Annotated in this window: 14 protein-coding genes and 1 tRNA gene; 11 read left to right on the forward strand and 4 right to left on the reverse strand. The window is 70.5% G+C overall.

Annotated features, from left to right (window positions below):
• The 7 genes from ACWDGI_RS15010 to ACWDGI_RS15040 all read left to right on the forward strand — a co-directional run bounded on the left by ACWDGI_RS15010 (position 1) and on the right by ACWDGI_RS15040 (position 7,796).
• On the forward strand, positions 1-963 hold the full coding sequence (locus ACWDGI_RS15010) for a carbohydrate ABC transporter permease (protein ID WP_450759010.1): 963 nt from the start codon (positions 1-3) through the stop codon (positions 961-963).
• Positions 933-1,817: a carbohydrate ABC transporter permease gene (locus ACWDGI_RS15015; protein WP_450759012.1), complete on the forward strand. Its 885-nt coding sequence runs from the start codon at positions 933-935 to the stop codon at positions 1,815-1,817. The genes ACWDGI_RS15010 and ACWDGI_RS15015 overlap by 31 nt, the downstream gene beginning before the upstream one ends.
• Before the next feature lie 4 nt (positions 1,818-1,821).
• Positions 1,822-2,409: a hypothetical protein gene (locus tag ACWDGI_RS15020; protein WP_450759014.1), complete on the forward strand. Its 588-nt coding sequence runs from the start codon at positions 1,822-1,824 to the stop codon at positions 2,407-2,409.
• 95 nt (positions 2,410-2,504) lie between these two features.
• Positions 2,505-5,243, forward strand: coding sequence for an exo-rhamnogalacturonan lyase family protein (locus ACWDGI_RS15025; RefSeq protein WP_450759016.1), 2,739 nt, complete (start codon positions 2,505-2,507; stop codon positions 5,241-5,243).
• A gap of 120 nt (positions 5,244-5,363) precedes the next feature.
• Complete coding sequence (locus ACWDGI_RS15030) at positions 5,364-5,810, forward strand: SRPBCC family protein (RefSeq protein WP_450759018.1); 447 nt, start codon at positions 5,364-5,366, stop codon at positions 5,808-5,810.
• Between the two features lie 39 nt (positions 5,811-5,849).
• A tRNA-Val gene (locus tag ACWDGI_RS15035) sits at positions 5,850-5,921 on the forward strand.
• 57 nt (positions 5,922-5,978) lie between these two features.
• Positions 5,979-7,796: a DUF2207 domain-containing protein gene (locus ACWDGI_RS15040; protein WP_450759020.1), complete on the forward strand. Its 1,818-nt coding sequence runs from the start codon at positions 5,979-5,981 to the stop codon at positions 7,794-7,796.
• Between the two features lie 38 nt (positions 7,797-7,834).
• Here the strand turns inward: ACWDGI_RS15040 and ACWDGI_RS15045 are convergent, their stop codons facing one another.
• On the reverse strand, positions 7,835-8,560 hold the full coding sequence (locus ACWDGI_RS15045; RefSeq protein WP_450759022.1) for an exonuclease domain-containing protein: 726 nt from the start codon (positions 8,558-8,560) through the stop codon (positions 7,835-7,837).
• A gap of 169 nt (positions 8,561-8,729) precedes the next feature.
• On the opposite strand from ACWDGI_RS15045, the gene ACWDGI_RS15050 reads away from it, so the two are divergent.
• From ACWDGI_RS15050 to thrS, 3 genes are all read left to right on the forward strand, one after another.
• Positions 8,730-9,296 carry a DUF4365 domain-containing protein gene (locus tag ACWDGI_RS15050; protein ID WP_089103211.1) on the forward strand — a complete coding sequence of 189 codons (567 nt, stop codon included), beginning with the start codon at positions 8,730-8,732 and terminating at the stop codon, positions 9,294-9,296.
• Positions 9,293-10,519, forward strand: a complete 1,227-nt coding sequence (locus tag ACWDGI_RS15055; protein ID WP_450759024.1) for a hypothetical protein — start codon at positions 9,293-9,295, stop codon at positions 10,517-10,519. Before ACWDGI_RS15050 ends, ACWDGI_RS15055 begins: the two co-directional genes overlap by 4 nt.
• A 110-nt stretch (positions 10,520-10,629) precedes the next feature.
• On the forward strand, positions 10,630-12,606 hold the full coding sequence (gene thrS, locus ACWDGI_RS15060; RefSeq protein ID WP_450759026.1) for a threonine--tRNA ligase: 1,977 nt from the start codon (positions 10,630-10,632) through the stop codon (positions 12,604-12,606).
• 30 nt (positions 12,607-12,636) lie between these two features.
• Here the strand turns inward: thrS and ACWDGI_RS15065 are convergent, their stop codons facing one another.
• Positions 12,637-13,320, reverse strand: a complete 684-nt coding sequence (locus ACWDGI_RS15065) for a potassium channel family protein (RefSeq protein WP_450759028.1) — start codon at positions 13,318-13,320, stop codon at positions 12,637-12,639.
• A 67-nt stretch (positions 13,321-13,387) separates the two neighbouring features.
• Here ACWDGI_RS15065 and ACWDGI_RS15070 point away from each other — a divergent pair, with 67 nt between their 5' ends.
• Positions 13,388-13,951: an HIT family protein gene (locus tag ACWDGI_RS15070; RefSeq protein ID WP_450759030.1), complete on the forward strand. Its 564-nt coding sequence runs from the start codon at positions 13,388-13,390 to the stop codon at positions 13,949-13,951.
• Between the two features lie 111 nt (positions 13,952-14,062).
• On the opposite strand, the gene ACWDGI_RS15075 is transcribed toward ACWDGI_RS15070, so the two are convergent.
• The gene (locus ACWDGI_RS15075; protein ID WP_450759032.1) at positions 14,063-15,706 is read right to left on the reverse strand and encodes a hypothetical protein; all 1,644 of its coding nucleotides are present in this window, start codon (positions 15,704-15,706) and stop codon (positions 14,063-14,065) included.
• A gap of 186 nt (positions 15,707-15,892) precedes the next feature.
• Positions 15,893-18,091, reverse strand: a complete 2,199-nt coding sequence (locus tag ACWDGI_RS15080; RefSeq protein WP_450759034.1) for an elongation factor G-like protein EF-G2 — start codon at positions 18,089-18,091, stop codon at positions 15,893-15,895.
• Between the last annotated feature and the right edge of the window lie 113 nt (positions 18,092-18,204).

An 18,204-nucleotide genomic window follows, 5' to 3' on the forward strand; every position in this document is an offset into this window, starting at 1 on the left:
GTGACGCTCGTCAAGGACTCCCTGCCCGCCGCGCACGGGACGCGTTCGGCCGACTCCGCCACCACGGGGCGGCGGCCGGGCCGCCGGCGCGAGAACCTCGCCGGCTACCTCTTCATGTCCCCGTGGATCGCCGGCTTCCTGCTGCTGACCGCGGGACCGATGGTCGCCTCGCTCTACTTCGCGTTCACCGACTACAACCTCTTCAACACCCCGAAGTGGGTCGGGTTCGACAACTTCACCAAGATGTTCGACGACCCCCGCTGGCAGAAGTCGGTGGAGGTGACCGCGAAGTACGTGGTGATCGGCACCCCGCTGAAGCTGCTGCTCGCCCTCGGCGTGGCCATGCTGCTCGCCCAGAGCCGGCGCGGCCAGGCCTTCTACCGGGCCGCCTTCTACGCCCCCTCGCTGATCGGCGCGAGCGTCTCGGTGGGCTTCGTGTGGCGGTCCCTGTTCTCCGACGGCGCGGTCGTGGACCGTGGCCAGTCGTTCTTCGGCGGGCACGTCGGCGGCTGGGTCGGCAACGCCGACTGGGTGCTGTACTGCCTGGTCGCACTGACCGTGTGGCAGTTCGGCGCACCCATGGTCATCTTCCTGGCGGGCCTGAAGCAGGTCCCGAAGGAGTTGTACGAGGCGGCCGAGATGGACGGCGCCGGGCCGCTGCGGAAGTTCTGGAACATCACCCTGCCGATGATTTCGCCGGTGCTGTTCTTCAACGTGCTTCTGGAGACCATCCACTCCTTCCAGATCTTCGGCTCGGCCTATGTCGTCTCCAACGGCACCTGTGGACCGGCCGACGCCACGCTCGTCTACACCTGCTACCTCTACGAGCAGGGCTTCAAGAACGCCCAGATGGGCTTCGCCGCCGCGATGGCCTGGATGCTGCTGCTCGCCGTCGCCCTGGTGACAGCCGTCCTCTTCTGGTCCCAGAAGAAATGGGTGCACTACGAGGAGGCCGCCCGATGAGTTCCCCCGCTCTCTCCCGCAGGCGCACCGGCTCGCTCGCCTGGCACCTGGGCGCCCTGCTGATCCTCGCCGTCATCCTCTATCCGGTGGTCTGGGTGATCGGCGCCTCGTTCAAGCCCAGCAAGGACATCATCAACAGCCTCCAGCTGCTGCCGTCCCACCCGGTCCTGTCCAACTTCAAGGGCCTCGCCGCCGGCATCGCGGACATCTCGATCTGGACCTTCTTCCAGAACTCGCTCTTCTACGCCCTCGGCGCCGTCGTCGGCGTACTCGTCTCCTGCTCGCTCACCGCCTACGCCTTCGCCCGGATCCGCTTCGCCGGCCGCAACCTGCTCTTCTCCCTGATGATCGGCACCCTGCTGCTGCCGTACCACGTGCTGCTGATCCCGCAGTACGTGATGTTCCAGAAGCTGGGCTGGATCAACACCTACACCCCCCTGCTGATCGGCAAGTACCTCGCGACCGAGGCCTTCTTCGTCTTCCTGATGGTGCAGTTCATGCGGAACCTGCCCCGGGAGCTGGACGAGGCGGCCCGGCTCGACGGCTGCGGGCACTTCCGCATCTACTGGTCGATCGTGCTGCCGCTGTGCCGGCCCGCCCTGATCACCAGCGCGATCTTCACCTTCATCAACGCCTGGAACGACTTCATGGGCCCGCTGATCTACCTCAACGAGCCCGGCAAGTACACGGTCTCGCTGGGCCTGATGATGTTCCGCGACTCCGACGGCGTGGCCGCCAACTACGGCGGGATGATCGCCATGTCCCTGGTCGCGCTACTGCCGGTGCTGCTGTTCTTCCTCGCCTTCCAGCGCTATCTGATCGACGGAATGGCGACCTCCGGACTGAAGGGCTGAGGCCGTGGCCGAGGACGTACGGGCGAAGTCCACCGCCTTCTCCGACCGCTTCGGCGTCTTCGCCGAATGCCTGCTCACCGGCGTCTGGATCGCCGTCGCCTCCCTCGGTGTCGTCACCTACCCGGCCGCCTTCGCCGCCGGCGCCCGGCACCTGCGCCGCCGTACCGGGCAGGTGGGCGGCGGGTGGCGGGAGTTCGTGAGCGACTTCCGGGCCGCCCTGTCCGGCGGCTGGCTGGTCGGGCTCACCGGGTGGGGTGCGGTCGCCGCGGCCTGGGTGGATGTCCAGGCCGTCCGGGCGGGGCTGCCGGGCGGCCCGCTCGTCGGAGCCGTCGGCCTGTTCGCGGTGATCGGCCTCGCCGTGGCGGGGCTGCGCGCGGCGGCCGTCTGGGCGCCCGGCGACCGCTGGCGCACCCTGCTCGCGGCGGCCGGCCGCCGTACCGTCCTCGACCCCGGCGGATCCTTCCTGCTCGTCGGGGGAGCGGTCCTGGTGGCCGGTTCCGCCCTGCTCATCGCGCCGCTGGCGGTGCCCGTGCTGGGCGCCGTCGCGGCGGCGGCCGTCGCCGTGGAAGAGCGCCACCGGCGCGACCGCTGACCGGCCACGTACCAGGGGCGGCGCCCGTCCGGCGTCGTCCCCCTGTCTGTCATGCCCCTGACCATCCCGCACTCGCACGGAAAGGAAGGCGGACGATGTCTCCCATCCCCCGCAGGTCCCTCCTCAAGGCGGCCGCCGTCGCCGGTGCCGCCGCCCGGTTCAGCTGGGCGCTGGGCGCCGAGGACGCGCAGGCCGCGCCCGGAGCCGAGGCCGCCGACGCGGACCCGGTGACCCTGGACTGGCTGGAGGACGGCGGTCTCGGCGCCGCGCCCGGCTCGACCGTCGGGGTGCCCTGGCCGATGGGCGCGTTCCGGGAGGGCCAGACCTTCGCGCTGACGGACGAGGACGGCGAGGACGTGCCCGTCCAGTCCTGGCCGATCGCCTACTGGCCGGACGGCTCCCTCAAGTGGACCGCCCACGCCGTGAGTTCGGGCAGCGGAACGCTCACGCTCGCGCCGGGAGACGCGGTGGCGCCCGACAGGAAGGTCACCGTCTCCACGGGCGGCGGGACCGTCGACGTGTCCACCGGCGTGATCTCCGTGAAGATCGGCAAGAACGGCTCGACACTCGTCAAGTCGGTCACCCGGGGCTCGACGGAGATCGCCAGGAACGGGCGGCTCGTCCTCGTCCGCCAGCCCGAGATCGAGGACGAGGACCAGGGCACGGTCAGGACCGAGCGCTTCGACGGCGCCATCGACGCGGTGACCGTCGAACAGCAGGGGCCGGTCCGCGCCGTCGTCCGCATCGACGGCAAACACCGCAAGGGAAAACGGAGTTGGCTGCCGTTCTCGATCCGACTCTACTTCTACGCGGGCGCCGACTCCTTCCGGATGGTCCACACGATCACGTACGACGGCACCCAGGAGCCGGGCAAGGCGAGCGGCGACTTCATCCGCGGGCTCGGGGTCCGTTTCAGCGTGCCGATGCGCGACGAGGCGTACGACCGGCACATCCGCCTCGGCGGTGAGGGAACGGGCCTGCTGCGGGAGGCCGTCCAGGGCGTCACCGGGCTGCGCCGGGACCCGGGCGCGGCCGTGCAGGCGGCCCAGTACGCGGGGCAGCGGCTGGCCGACCCGTCCACCTGGGACCAGCGGGTCACCACCCGCCTCCAGTACATCCCGCACTGGGGTGACTACACCCTCGCCCAGCTCTCCGCCGACGGCTTCACCCTGCGCAAGCGCACGAAGAAGGGGCACGGCTGGATCGCGGCCGGCGGCGGCAAGCGGGCCTCCGGCTTCGGGTACGTCGGTGGCGCGAGCGGCGGATTCTCCTTCGGGCTGCGGGACTTCTGGGAGAAGTTCCCCGCCCAGCTCGACATCCGCGACGCCCACACCGACGAGGCCGAGGTCACCCTCTGGCTCTGGTCGCCCGAGGCCCAGCCGATGGACCTGCGCTTCTACCACGACGGCATGGGCCAGGACACCTACGCCGAACAGCTCGAAGGCCTTGAGATCACCTACGAGGACTACGAGCCCGCATTCGGCACCCCCTACGGCATCGCCCGCACCTCCGAACTCCTCTTCTGGGCCAACGAGTCGACGCCCGCGCCGGAGACCCTCGCCCGGCAGGCCGAGGCCGTACGGACGCTGCCCCAGCTCACCGCCCCGCCCCGGCAGCTCATCGGGGCCAAGGTCTTCGGCCCCGGCCTCTACTCCGAGCCCGACCGCTCCACCCCGGCCAAGGCGAAGATCGAGGACCATCTCGACTTCCTCTTCACCTACTACAAGGACCAGGTGGAGCAGCGCCGTTGGTACGGCTTCTGGGACTACGGCGACTTCATGCACACCTATGACACCGTGCGCCACCAGTGGCGGTACGACGTCGGCGGCTACGCCTGGGACAACTCCGAGCTCTCGCCCGACCTGTGGCTCTGGTACGCGTACCTCAGAAGCGGCCGCTCGGACATCTTCCGGTTCGCGGAGGCGCTCACCCGGCACACCGGCGAGGTGGACGTCTACCACCTCGGCCAGTGGGCCGGCCTCGGCACCCGGCACGGCGTCCAGCACTTCGCGGACAGCGCCAAGCAGCAGCGCATCTCCAACACCACCTACCGGCGCTTCTACTACTTCCTCACCGCCGACGAACGCGTCGGCGACCTCATGGCCGCCAACGTCGACTCCGACGAGACCTTCCTCGTCCTCGACCCGCTCCGCAAGATCCGCACCGACCCCTACACCCCCGACCGGCACGCCCTCTCCATCGGCTTCGGCACCGACTGGAGCGGTCTGGTGTCGGCCTGGCTCACCGAGTGGGAACGCAAGGGCCCCAAATGGGAGAAGGCCAGGGCGCGGGTGCTGTCGACCATGGAGGGCATCGCCGCCCAGCCCAACGGCTTCGTGCAGGGCAGCGGCCTCTACGACCTCGACACCGGCGAGTTCGCCACCGCCGCCGCCCCGGTCGTCTCCGTGTCCCACCTGTCGGCGGTCTTCGGCCTCAACGAACTCTGCGCCGAACTCATCCACCTGGTCGACATGCCGAAGTTCAACGAGGTGTACTTCGACTACTGCCGCTACTTCAACGCCACCAAGGCCGAACAGGCGGCACGCTACGGATCCAACTTCGGGACCCTGCTGCTCTTCCAGGGCCACTCGAGGCTCGACGCCTACGCCGCCGTACAGACCGGTGACGAGACGCTCGCCAGGCGTGCGTGGACGAAGTTCTACAGCTCCGACGGCTATACGGAGTCCTCGCCGTGGAAGACCGAGCCGCTCTCCGGGCCGGTCACGCTCGTCGCGGGGAGCGAGGCGAGCTGGGTGTCCTCCAACGACACCGCGCTGTACGGGCTCGCGGCCATCGAGAACCTGGCCCTGCTGGGCGACAAGATGCCGTCGTAGCGGGTGAAGGGGGAGCGCCGTCGCACGGGCGGCGGCGCTCGCACCCACGAGTGTGGTCCGGGTCACTCTGCGCGGCATGAGTATGCGTACTCAGATCGACCCGCCGGGCAGACTCCGCCCATGGACTGGACCCACTACCGCTTCCGCAGTCTGTGGCCGCTGCCCTTCGGGGGCGCGGCCGTCTACCAGGCCCTCGAACGGGTCGAGGACTACCCGCGCTGGTGGCCGCAGGTCCGCACGGTCAGCCGGCTGAACGACATCACCGGCATCATCACCATCCGCTCGGTCCTGCCGTACGACATGACGTTCACCGCACGCGAGACCCTGCGGGACCCGGGGGCCGGCGTGCTGGAGATCGCGATGAGCGGTGACATCGAGGGCTGGGCCCGCTGGACGATCACCGCCGACGGCACCGGCACCCTGGCCCGCTACGACCAGGTCGTCGACGTCGGCAAGCCGCTGCTGCGCCGACTGGCCGTCCCCGGGCGGCCGTTCTTCCGCGCCAACCACCGGCTGATGATGTGGTCGGGACGGCGGGGACTGTGCAGGCACCTGCAAGCGGTTTGAACGAAGCCCGCCGGTCCCTGTATCGTTCACTGCGTTCCCGGGCGATTAGCTCAGTGGGAGAGCGCTTCGTTCACACCGAAGAGGTCACTGGTTCGAACCCAGTATCGCCCACCGGGAAAAAGCCGGTCTGCACCAGCAGACCGGCTTTTCTGTGTCCAAGGGGGGCTCATGAGCGGTGGGGAAGGCAAGAGACCGGGACGACGGGGGAAGGTGACGTCCATACGGCGGCGCAGGGTGAGGTCGCTGATCGTCGTCGTCATCGTCCTGGTGGTGTTCGGCGGGATCGCCGCCGGCGCCCAGGCGCTCTCGAACAAGGAGCGCGTCACCTCGATGTGGGTCGGTGCCGAGATACGCGCCGACGGAAGCGCTCGGATCACCGAGGTCATCGACTACGACTTCGGCCACTCGGGCGGCTCGCACGGCATCTTCCGGGACGTGCCGGGCGATCCCTTCATGGACGACGAGAACCTGCACGTCACCATGGACGGCCACAAGGTCTCGTACGAGGACACGTACGGCGACTACTACGAGGACGAGAAGGGCAAGCGGGAAATCGCCGACCGGCTGAAGATCGGCGATCCCGGCCGTCTGGTCAGCGGAATCCACCGCTATCGCATCCAGTACGTGCTCCCGGACGTGGTGAAGGGCCGCAAGCTCGCCTGGGACGCCGTCGGCACCGGCTGGAAGGTCGACCGGGCGGATGTCACGATCCATGTCGTGGACACGCACGGGCTCACCGGAGTTCGCTGTGTCCGGGGCACCGGGGACGACGGGACGCCCTGTACGGCCGAGCAGAGCGAGCCGGGCCACCTCGTCGTCGAACTCGACAGGTTGAGCGGCCACGAGGGCCTCACGCTCTACGCCACCGCCGACAAGGCCAGGACCGCCACCGGGGCGGCACTGCCCGCGGCACCCACCGGCAAGGCCGTCGGTACGAGCCTGCCGCACCCGATGCGCACCGGCGGGCTCTTCCTCGCCGCCGCGCTGGCCGCCGTCGCGCTGACGGTGTGCGCGCTGCGCCTCCTCGGGCGCGACCGCCTCGTGGAGGACGGCGGCCGTGAGCGGCGCTTCGCGGTCGGACGGCTCAGCCGTAAGGTCACCCCGTCCGCGACACCGCCCGACGAGCTGACCCCGGCGCAGGGCGGCATCCTGCTCGCCGAGACCGTCGAGGACCGGCACCGGGTGGCGTGGCTGCTCACCGCCGCGGCCGACGGCCATCTGAGCATCGGGGGCGGCGACAAGCGCCCGACCCTGCGACGGCTCGACCGTGAGGGGGAACCGGTCGACCGGGAGATCAAGGACATCCTCGGCACGATGTTCGGCGGCCGCAGCAGCATGACCCTCGGGATGCGCGACGCCCCGTTCAGGTCGGGCTGGGGCAGCCTCTTGACCCGCTTGTCCAACTGGCGTGCGGACAGCGGGCTGTGGGACGTCGACGCCGCACGTCGCGCCGCCGTCGCCGGAAGGGCCGGCCTGATCTCGGTGCTGGTCGGCTTCGCCCTCGTGATCACCGGAGGTGTCCTCACCGGCCGTCGTACCGCCGCCGGATGGCCCGTCGTGCTCGCGGCCGCCGTCGTCACGGGTGTCGGTCTGGCGCTCACCGCACGCGGGTGGGAACTGGAGCGGCGCACCCCGCGCGGTGCCGCTCTCCGGCTCCGGGTCGAAGCCTTCCGGCGCTACCTGGCCGACCCGTCCACCTGCCCCGGTGAACTGCCCGTCGCCGAGCGGGCGGACCGGTACACGGCGTGGGCCGTGGCCCTCGGTGTCGAATCCGCCTGGGAACAGGCCGTCGGCGCCTCGACCTCGACGGCCACGGCTCGGCGGCGTTCCTCCCTCGACTTCACCGACGTCCTGCTCGCCGCCGTCGTCCTCTCCGCGGCCAGCCCGCCCTCCAGCTCCGGTGGCGGCCGCTCCGGTGGTGGCGGTTCCTCCTCCTCCGGCGGCGTCGGCGGTGGCGCCGGCGGCGGAGGAGGCGGCTCCTGGTGACGTCGAGGTGGGGCGCCGGGTGGCCGGCGCCCCGCCCCTCACGCTGCCGTCGGCAGTTCCGGCCGTAGCGGCCAGTACGTGTTCACCGTCTCCGGTGTGCCGCTGCGCGCGAACCAGGCCTGCAGCCCGCGTGCCTGCGCCGCGTGCCACGTCGTCTGCAACGTGTGCAGCTCGGCGGGGCTCAGGCGCTCCAGCCGGGCCGCGAACCGGCGGCCCAGCGCTCGTATCAGATCCAGCGAGGCCAGTGCGTCGGCGGCCGCGTCGTGCGCGCCCTCCAGGGTGACCTCGTAGTGCGCGCAGAGGTCGGTCAGGGTGCGACGGCCCTTGCGGTAGCGGTCCAGATGCTTGTCCAGGACCCGCGGATCGAGGACGAGCAGGGGGCTCGTCTCGAACCAGCGGTCCAGAGCGGACGCCCGGTGCCGCCGCAACTCGCGGTCCAGGAGCGTCAGATCGAACGGCGCGTTCATCACCACCAGCGGGCGGTGCATCGCCGCGTGCTCGGCCAGTTCCTCGGCTATCTCGTACATCACCGGCGCCGGCCAACGGCCGTTGCGCTGCAGGTGTTCGTCCGTCAGCCCGTGCACCGCCGTCGCCGCTTCCGGCACCGGCATGCCCGGGTTCACCAGCCAGCGGGTCACCCGGGGTCGGGTGCCCGGGGCGTCCTGGACGACGACCGCGGCGGACACGATGCGGTCGGTCTCCACGTCCACGCCCGTGGTCTCCGTGTCGAAGGCCGCCAAGGGCCCCTCGTACCAGCACGTCATGCCAATACAACTCCTCGTTCACCCACGGCAGCTGACGTTCCGTCTTCTGCCCGTTTGGTGATACCCGGGCCGTTTGCGGCGTACGCCGGAAGGACACAACAGGAGTGCGGGTCTTTGCAGTTCAGCGGCCCGCCACGGGGAAACTCTTTGGCTGGGAAGGCTATTGGTCATGGCGATAGCGCAGCCCGAGCGGGGCGGGCTGCTGCCCGAACGCACGGGCCCCCATCGCGGCACACTCGCCACCACCGCCTGCATGGAGACTCTGCAGGTGGGCTATCTGCACGCCGTCGCCGCGGCGGCCGGCTGCTCGCTCTCGCAGCCGTTCCCGGACAACGGCATCGACTGGCACGTCAGCCACGGCTCGCCCGGGCACACCGTCGACGACGAGGTGACCATCAAGGTGCAGCTCAAGTGCACGTACCAGATCGCACCCAACCCGCCGGGACGTTTCTTCTCCTTCACGCTGGACAACGACCACCTGCGCAAGCTCGCCCGCACACCGGTGTCGGTGCACAAGATCCTCGTGGTGATGCTGGTTCCGCGCTCCCAGGACGACTGGCTGCGCGCCAGCCACGACCGGCTCGATCTGCGCCACTGCTGCTACTGGGTCAACCTGGCAGGGCACCCGATCACCGGCCGGAACCGCACCACCGTGCGGATTCCGACCTCGCGCATCTTCGACGACCGGGCGCTCTGCGAGATCATGACGCGGGTCGGGACGGGAGGACGACCATGAGGCACCGTCCGTACGAGGAGCAGCTGAGGGAAGTCCGGCCGCATCCGGTGGACCCCCACTGGAACCGTCCTCCCGAGCCCACCGAGGTCGACCCCGCGGTGCTCGGCGCCCTGCTGCGCCGGCACGGCTGGCAGCGGCGCGGGGGAGCCCCGGGGCGTTACGGCCGCTGGACCCCGCCCGGGCCGGGCAACACCGGCACCAGCCTGCTCGTACCGGAGAGCCGCGCCTTCCCGGACAGTGACGATCTGCTCGGGGAGGCGCTCACGGCTCTCGTGCGCAGCGGTACGCCCGCCGCGCGTGAGGTGCTGGTCGGGCTGGCGGTGCCCAGCGACGAGATCCGCTGGTGGCGGGATGTGCCGAGCGGGCCCGCGGACGTCACGCCCTGGACGGTCGAGGAACAGCTGCGCACCGCGGCCCGCGGGACCCTGCTGGCCGGCGCGCTCGCCACGCGCGCGCGTGCCGGTTACTACGGCGCCCGGCACAAGCGTGCGGCCGCCGCCCTGCTGGAGTCCGTCCTCGTCGGCTCGGCGGAGGGCGGCCGCGGCCTGACCGCCTTCGTGCCCGTCGGCACCGGGCGGCCCCTCGCCGTCCGCCTCCACCAGGCCCTGTACGCCGCCCGCGAGGCCATCGACTACCAGCGGGCCACCGGTGGCATGGACGCCTTCGACGGAGCCGTCGAGGCGGGTGTGAGCCGCGAACTCACCGACGCCCTGGTCACGCTCGTGCGCGGCACCGAGGGCGCCCGGATCTCCGTCGAGTGGGCACCGGGCGCCGGAGTCCCCGACGACTGCGCGGCCACCGCCGAGCCCGTCGAGTTCTCACCCGGCGACCTGCCCGTGCTGCGCGAGGCCGGCGCCCGCTTCCTGCGCGACGAACCCTCCGTACCCGTCCGGATCACCGGCACCGTGGTCCGGATGCGCCGCTCGGAGCCGCGCGGCGAGGGCGCGGTACGGCTGCGGGTCATCGCCGGCGCCGAGGTGCCGTACGTCCGGGTCACCCTCGACGAGGAGGACTACCGGATCGCCGGGCAGGCCCACCTGGTCGGGCTTCCGGTGCGGGTGCACGGGCGGCTGGAGAGCCGGGGCGGCTTCCGCCGGCTGTCCGGCGCCTCCGGGGTCGTACCGGTGCAGGTGGACGAGGCCGAGCGGGACCGTCTGGTGAAGTCGCTCCAGGAGAACCTCGACTTCTTCGAGGAGGCGTGCAGCGGCGACGACTGCGACTGACCGAGGACCGTGGGTAACCGTTTAGCGGTCGGCGGGGCCGGGTCGGTACGATCCGGTATTGCGCGCGCTCCTGGTATGGCGCCGCGTTCACCTTCAGGCAGGAGAGACCGGTGTCAGACGTCCGTGTGATCATCCAACGCGATTCCGAGCGGGAAGAGCGCGTGGTGACGACGGGGACTACGGCCGCCGAGCTCTTCGCCGGCGAGCGCTCGATCATCGCCGCGCGCGTGGGCGGTGAGCTCAAGGACCTCGCGTACGAGCTGACGGACGGCGAGACCGTCGAGGGTGTCGAGATCTCCTCGGAGGACGGTCTGGGCATCCTGCGCCACTCCACCGCGCACGTCATGGCGCAGGCCGTGCAGGAGCTCTTCCCCGAGGCCAAGCTGGGCATCGGCCCGCCGGTCAAGGACGGCTTCTACTACGACTTCGACGTCGAGAAGCCCTTCCACCCCGATGACCTCAAGGCCATCGAGAAGAAGATGCAGGAGATCCAGAAGCGCGGGCAGAAGTTCTCCCGCCGCGTGGTGACCGACGAGGCCGCCCGCGAGGAGCTGGCGAACGAGCCGTACAAGCTGGAGCTGATCGGCCTCAAGGGCTCGGCGTCCAGCGACGACGGCGCGGACGTCGAGGTCGGCGCCGGTGAGCTGACGATCTACGACAACCTGGACGCCAAGACCGGCGAGCTGTGCTGGAAGGACCTCTGCCGCGGTCCCCACCTGCCGTCCACCCGCCTCATCCCGGCCTTCAAGCTGATGCGCAACGCGGCCGCCTACTGGCGCGGCAGCGAGAAGAACCCGATGCTCCAGCGCATCTACGGCACCGCCTGGCCGTCCAAGGACGAGCTGAAGCAGTACCTCGACTTCCTCGCCGAGGCCGAGAAGCGCGACCACCGCAAGCTGGGGAACGAGCTGGACCTGTTCTCCATCCCGGAGCAGATCGGCTCCGGGCTCGCGGTCTTCCACCCCAAGGGCGGCGTCATCCGCCGGGTGATGGAGGACTACTCGCGCCGCCGGCACGAGGAGGAGGGCTACGAGTTCGTCTACACCCCGCACGCCACGAAGGGGAAGCTCTTCGAGACGTCCGGGCACCTGGACTGGTACGCCGACGGCATGTACCCGCCCATGCAGCTCGACGAGGGCGTGGACTACTACCTCAAGCCCATGAACTGCCCGATGCACAACCTGATCTTCGACGCGCGCGGCCGTTCCTACCGTGAACTGCCGCTGCGGCTCTTCGAGTTCGGGACCGTGTACCGCTACGAGAAGTCGGGTGTCGTGCACGGCCTCACCCGGGCCCGCGGCTTCACCCAGGACGACGCGCACATCTACTGCACCAAGGAGCAGATGGCGGAGGAGCTCGACAAGACGCTCACCTTCGTCCTGAACCTGCTGCGCGACTACGGCCTCACCGACTTCTACCTGGAGCTGTCCACCAAGGACCCGGAGAAGTTCGTCGGCTCCGACGAGGTCTGGGAGGAGGCCACGGAGACGCTCCGCGCGGTTGCCGAGAAGCAGGGCCTCCCGCTCGTCCCCGACCCGGGCGGCGCCGCCTTCTACGGCCCGAAGATCTCCGTGCAGACCAAGGACGCCATCGGCCGCACCTGGCAGATGTCGACCGTGCAGCTCGACTTCAACCTGCCCGAGCGCTTCGACCTGGAGTACACCGCCGCGGACGGCTCCAAGCAGCGCCCGGTGATGATCCACCGTGCCCTGTTCGGCTCCATCGAGCGGTTCTTCGCGGTTCTCCTGGAGCACTACGCGGGCGCCTTCCCGGCGTGGCTGGCGCCGGTCCAGGCGGTCGGCATCCCGATCGGCGACGGACACGTCGAGTACCTGCAGAAGTTCGCGGCCGAGGCCAAGAAGAAGGGCCTGCGGGTCGAGGTCGACGCGTCGTCGGACCGGATGCAGAAGAAGATCCGCAACGCCCAGAAGCAGAAGGTGCCCTTCATGGTCATCGCGGGCGACGAGGACATGACGGCCGGCTCGGTCTCCTTCCGCTACCGCGACGGCTCGCAGGAGAACGGCATCCCGTTCGAGGAGGCCATCGCCAAGATCGCGCAGGTGGTCGAGGAGCGGACCCAGGTCTGATCCCGCACCCCGGCCGGAGGCCCTCGGAGATCACTTCTCCGGGGGCCTCTTCTCCGTCCCGCCCGCCAGCGCGTCCTCCTCGCCCTCCAGGGCGAAGCGCTGCAGCAGCATCGAGGAGAACGAGCCGGTGACCGCGCCGAGCAGGGCGACCCCGCAGGCCATCAGCCCCGCCGCGATGGTCCGGCCGAGCGTGGTCACCGGGGTGACGTCCCCGTACCCCACGGTCGAGAGGGTCGAGCAGGTCCACCACACGGAGTCGCCGAAGGTGCGGATCGTCGCGTTCGGCGCGCCGCGCTCCGCCTGGTAGACGGCGAGTGCACCGGCGAAGCCCAGCAGGGCGATCGACAGGGTCGCGTAGGACATCACGCGGGCCTGCAGCGCGAGCCGGGGATGCCCGTGCCTGCGCTGCATCGCCTCGTAGGTACGCACGATCCGCACCGGCCGCATCAGGGGCAGCAGCAGCACGAGCGTGTCCAGCCACTGCCGTCGTACGAAGCGCGGGCCCTCACCGCTGATCCGCCAGCGCACCGCGTAGTCGACGGCGAACAGCGCCCACGCCCCGTAGGTCAGCGACAGGAACAGGTCGTGCACGCCCCTGGGCAGTCCGGGCGCCAGCACATGCACCGCGTACGCGCCCAGGAAGACCAGGGACGCGATGCCGAGCGGAAGGTCCGTCCCCCGCTTCCAGCGGTCCAGGCGGCTCTCGTCGTCCATCCGCCCAGCTTCGCCGCCCGGCGGTTTCCGCTGGCCCCGGCGACACGCCGCGAACGGGCGAAGCCATATGCTGCCTAGCATGACGAGTGAGCCGGAGCAGCAGATCGGAGTGGGGACGCAGGACGCGTTCCAGCGCCTGTGGACGCCCCACCGGATGGCCTACATCCAGGGCGAGAACAAGCCGACCGGCCCAGGCGCCGAGGACGGCTGTCCCTTCTGCTCGATCCCGGCCAAATCCGACGAGGACGGGCTGATCGTCCGGCGCGGCGAGCACGTCTACGCGGTGCTCAACCTCTACCCGTACAACGGCGGCCATCTGATGACGGTCCCGTACCGCCATGTCGCCGACTACACGGACCTGACCGGCCCGGAGACGGCCGAACTGGCCGAGCTGACCAAGCAGGCGATGACCGCGCTGCGCACGGCGTCGGGCGCGCACGGCTTCAACATCGGCATGAACCAGGGCACAGTGGCCGGCGCGGGCATCGCGGCCCACCTGCACCAGCACATCGTCCCCCGCTGGGGCGGCGACACGAACTTCATGCCGGTGGTGGGCCACACCCGGGTGCTGCCCCAGTTGCTGGCGGACACCCGCAAGATGCTGGCCGAGGCCTGGCCGACGGCGGCGTGACCAGCCCGTCCGGCGTTTGCGGACGAGGCCGTTCAGGCCGAAGCGGGGGTGCGGGGGCGGCAGCCCCCGGGCGGCGCTCGCGACCCCCTCTTCGGCTCTGCCGCCGGAGGCTCACGCGTCGTACTTGTCCGCCTTCTTCGGTGACGCGTCCTGGACCGCTCCGCTGAGGTTCCCCGCCCGCGAGTTGAACTTGTCGATGTCGACGTCGTGTTCCTTGAGGACACTGAGCGCGGCCCGGTGCACGGCCCGGAGTATCGGCGTGGCAGCGCGCAACGCGTCGTCGGCCATGAAGCGGTGGTCCCAGGGCTGGTCGGCCCAGGCGTGCCGCAGTCCGAACGGCTCGGGCAGGCCTATGGAACCGCCGAGCCACTTCAGCAGCGGCGGGTACCAGCTGACGGCGGCACGGGCGCCGAGGCGGACCACCTCGTCGGGGGTGACCAGCGGCAGCTTGACGGTCCGGGTCTCCCAGAACCGCACGGTCTTGGCGACCGTCCTGGTGGGGGCCTCGGGCTTGCCGTTGAACAGGCCGTTGACCGGGCCCAGCGCGTGTCCGGTGACCTCGATGCGGAGGGTCTCCTTCAGCACGGTCACGGTCGCCATCATCGTGATGATCAGGTCGCCGTTCCACAGGTACGGCCACTGCACGCCCAGGTAGTGGCGTTCGCCCTTGTCGAAGTGGTTGCTGTTGCAGATCCGCTCCACGTCGGCGGGCCCCACCTTGTAGTCGGTCCCCTCGGGCCTGGACACCGCCTTGGCGCCCGCTCCGACATGGGTGACGATCCAGTGCTTGACCTGGGGTTCGGGGAAACCGCCGGTCTTCAGGTGCTGCCGGTGCAGCACGCTCAGCTCCTTCTCGATCTCCCGGACGACCGTCCAGGCCCGGAACTCATGGACGCCCTTGACCGGGTCGAGCGGGACCAGTTCCTCCGCGAGCACCCAGGAACCCCAGCGGGTGCCCATGCCGAGTATGCCCTTGGTGCCGGCGTAGAAGACCGCGTTGGACTGCTGCTCGGCGCTGAGCCGGGCCAGTGACTGGCGCAGCTGCTCGGCCGCGGCCTGGTCGGGGCTGGTCGGCACCGCCTCGGGGACCTTCGCGCCGACGCTGCCGCCGGAGAGCAGACCGTCCCAGGCCGCGCGCAGGTCCCTCGCGGTGCTCTCGCAGAGCCGCTTGGCCAGATACCAGCCGACGACCGGCAGCACGACGCAGCCGCGCGCGTACCAGCCCCAGAAGCCGGCGAGCGGCATCCGGATCAGGAAGATCACCGCGAGCACGCCGACGGCGGCCAGCAGGGCGCTGCCGAGCCCGGAGACCCGCTTGTCGCCGGCCTTCAGCATGGACGCGCGGAGCTGGAAGACCAGCAGCCAGACCACCAGGCCGGGCAGGAACAGCACGCCGCACAGGAGCATGACGGCGGTCAGCCGCTGGTCGCGTTCCTTGCGGATGCGGTTGGCCGCCAGGCAGTGCTCGACGACCACCTGGGGTTCGCTGCCGAAGGACTGGATCAGCGGTTTGCGGTCGACGCCCAGCATGCGGTCGATGACCGCCTGGGAGTACGCCTCACCGAAGTTGGGCCGGAAGATCTTCGCCCACTTGCGGCCCGCGTTGACCGTGGACTGGTGCCACTCGTTGTCGGCCTTCTTGATCTCCTCCATCGGCGTGTCCCGGTAGGCCGCCGAGGCCAGGGCATAGGTCGGGGCCTGCGCCTCGCCGCCCGGCCTGGGCACCTGTGGCCCGAAGAAGTCCTCGAAGCTCATTCCCGCCCCCACTTGCCGCCGTCCCGCTCCTGCGGCCTTCCCGACTTCCGTACTCCGCACACCTGTTGATCAAGTACTCAGGGTATCCCCGGCCACCGACAACCGTCGGCGGACGGCCGAAGCCGTCCGCCGAACACCCTTGTCGCCGACTGCGGCAACTCGTCGACCATCCCGACTATGAGGCGACTACGAGGCCTCCTTGACCTGTTCGCGAATTTTCTCGGCGATCTGCGGTGGCATCGGCTCGTGGCGGGCGTACGCGCGGCTGAAACGCGCCGTCCCGTGCGACAGCGAGCGCAGGTCGACCGCGTACCGGCCGATCTCGAACTCGGGCACCTCGGCCTTGATGAGCGTGCGCCCGCCACTGGTCTGCTCGGTGCCGAGGACCCGGCCGCGCCGTCCGGACAGGTCGCTCATCACCGCGCCCACGTAGTCGTCGCCGACCAGCACGGACACCTCGGCAACCGGCTCGAGGAGATGGATCCTGGCGTCCGCCGCGGCCTCCCGCAGCGCCAGCGCGCCCGCCGTCTGGAAGGCGGCGTCGGAGGAGTCCACCGAGTGCGCCTTGCCGTCGAGCAGGGTGACCCGCACGTCGACCAGCTGGTAGCCGGCGGCGACCCCCTTGGTGGCCTGCGCCCTGATGCCCTTCTCGACGGACGGGATGAACTGCCGGGGTACCGCGCCGCCGACCACCTTGTCGACGAACTCGATGCCGGAGCCGCCCGGCAGCGGCTCCACCTCGATCTCGCAGATCGCGAACTGCCCGTGCCCGCCGGACTGTTTGACGTGCCGGCCGCGCCCGGCGGACTTGCCGGCGAACGTCTCCCGGAGGGACACCTTGTGCGGTACGACGTCGACCTGGACGCCGTACCGGCTGCGCAGCCGTTCCAGGGCGACGTCCGCGTGCGCCTCCCCGAGGCACCACAGCACCACCTGGTGGGTGTCCTGGTTCTGTTCCAGCCGCATGGTCGGATCCTCGGCGACCAGGCGGGACAGGCCCTGCGAGAGCTTGTCCTCGTCCGCCTTGCTGTGTGCCTGGATGGCCAGCGGGAGCAGCGGGTCGGGCATCTCCCACGGCTCCATGAGCAGCGGGTCGTCCTTGCCGGAGAGGGTGTCCCCGGTCTCCGCGCGGCCGAGCTTCGCCACGCACGCGAGGTCACCGGCGATGACATGGGTGACCGGGCGCTGCTGCTTGCCGAACGGCGTGGACAGGGCGCCGATCTTCTCGTCGACGTCATGGTCCTCGTGGCCGCGGTCGGCGAGGCCGTGCCCGGAGACATGGACCGTCTCGTCGGGGCGCAGGGTGCCGGAGAAGACCCGGACCAGCGAGACCCGGCCGACGTACGGGTCGGAGGCGGTCTTCACCACCTCGGCGACCAGCGGGCCGCCCGTGTCGCACGGCTTGATGTCACGCGGCTCGCCGTCGATGGTGGTGACCCCCGGCGTGGGGTGCTCGAACGGGGTCGGGAACCCGCCCGTGACCAGCTCCAGCAGTTCCACCGTGCCGAGCCCCTGGCGGGCGCCGTCGGTGGCCGGGGCGGCGGCCAGCACGGGGAAGAACGCCCCGCGTGCCACGGCCCGCTCCAGATCCTCGATCAGCGTCTTGAGGTCGATCTGCTCGCCGCCCAGATAGCGGTCCATGAGCGTCTCGTCCTCGCTCTCCGAGATGATCCCCTCGATCAGCCGGTTGCGGGCCTCGTCGATGTCCGGCAGCTGGTCGGGCCCGGGCTCGGACTCCTTGCGCTCCCCGGAGGAGTAGTCGAACAGCTTCTGCGTGAGCAGCCCGACGAGACCGGTCACGGGTGCGTGCCCGTCCGGACCCTGCGGGCCGTGCAGCGGCAGGTAGAGCGGGAGGACGGCGTCGGGGTCGTCCGCGCCGAACGCCTCGGCGCACACCCGGGTCATCTCCTCGAAGTCCGCGCGGGCGGCCTCCAGGTGCGTGACGACGATCGCCCGGGGCATCCCGACGGCGGCGCACTCCTCCCACACCATCCGGGTCGAGCCGTCCACCCCGTCCGAGGCCGAGACGACGAAAAGGGCCGCGTCCGCCGCGCGCAGACCGGCCCTCAGTTCACCGACGAAGTCGGCGTATCCCGGGGTGTCCAGGATATTGATCTTGATTCCGTTCCAGTCGACCGGTACCAGTGACAGCTGTACGGAGCGCTGCTGCCGGTGCTCGATGTCGTCGTAGTCCGAGACCGTGCCGCCGTCCTCCACCCGGCCCGCCCGGTTCACCGCTCCCGCGGTCAGCGCGAGAGCCTCCACCAACGTGGTCTTGCCCGATCCGGAGTGGCCGACCAGCACCACATTCCGTATGGACGCGGGGTGGTCGGCCGCTGTAGCCCTGCCGGCGGCTCCGGGGTGTTCCTTGACCTTGTCGCCCATGGCTATGCCTCCCGTGCACGGTGAGGTCTGTGTGGGCGCGGGCGAGCATGGCGGGCCGCGTGCGGTGGCGGCTCCGATGGCGCCCGCGGTTATTCGAGCTTTCCACTCCCGTC

The sequence above is a fragment of the Streptomyces sp. NPDC001220 genome, from assembly GCF_053597895.1.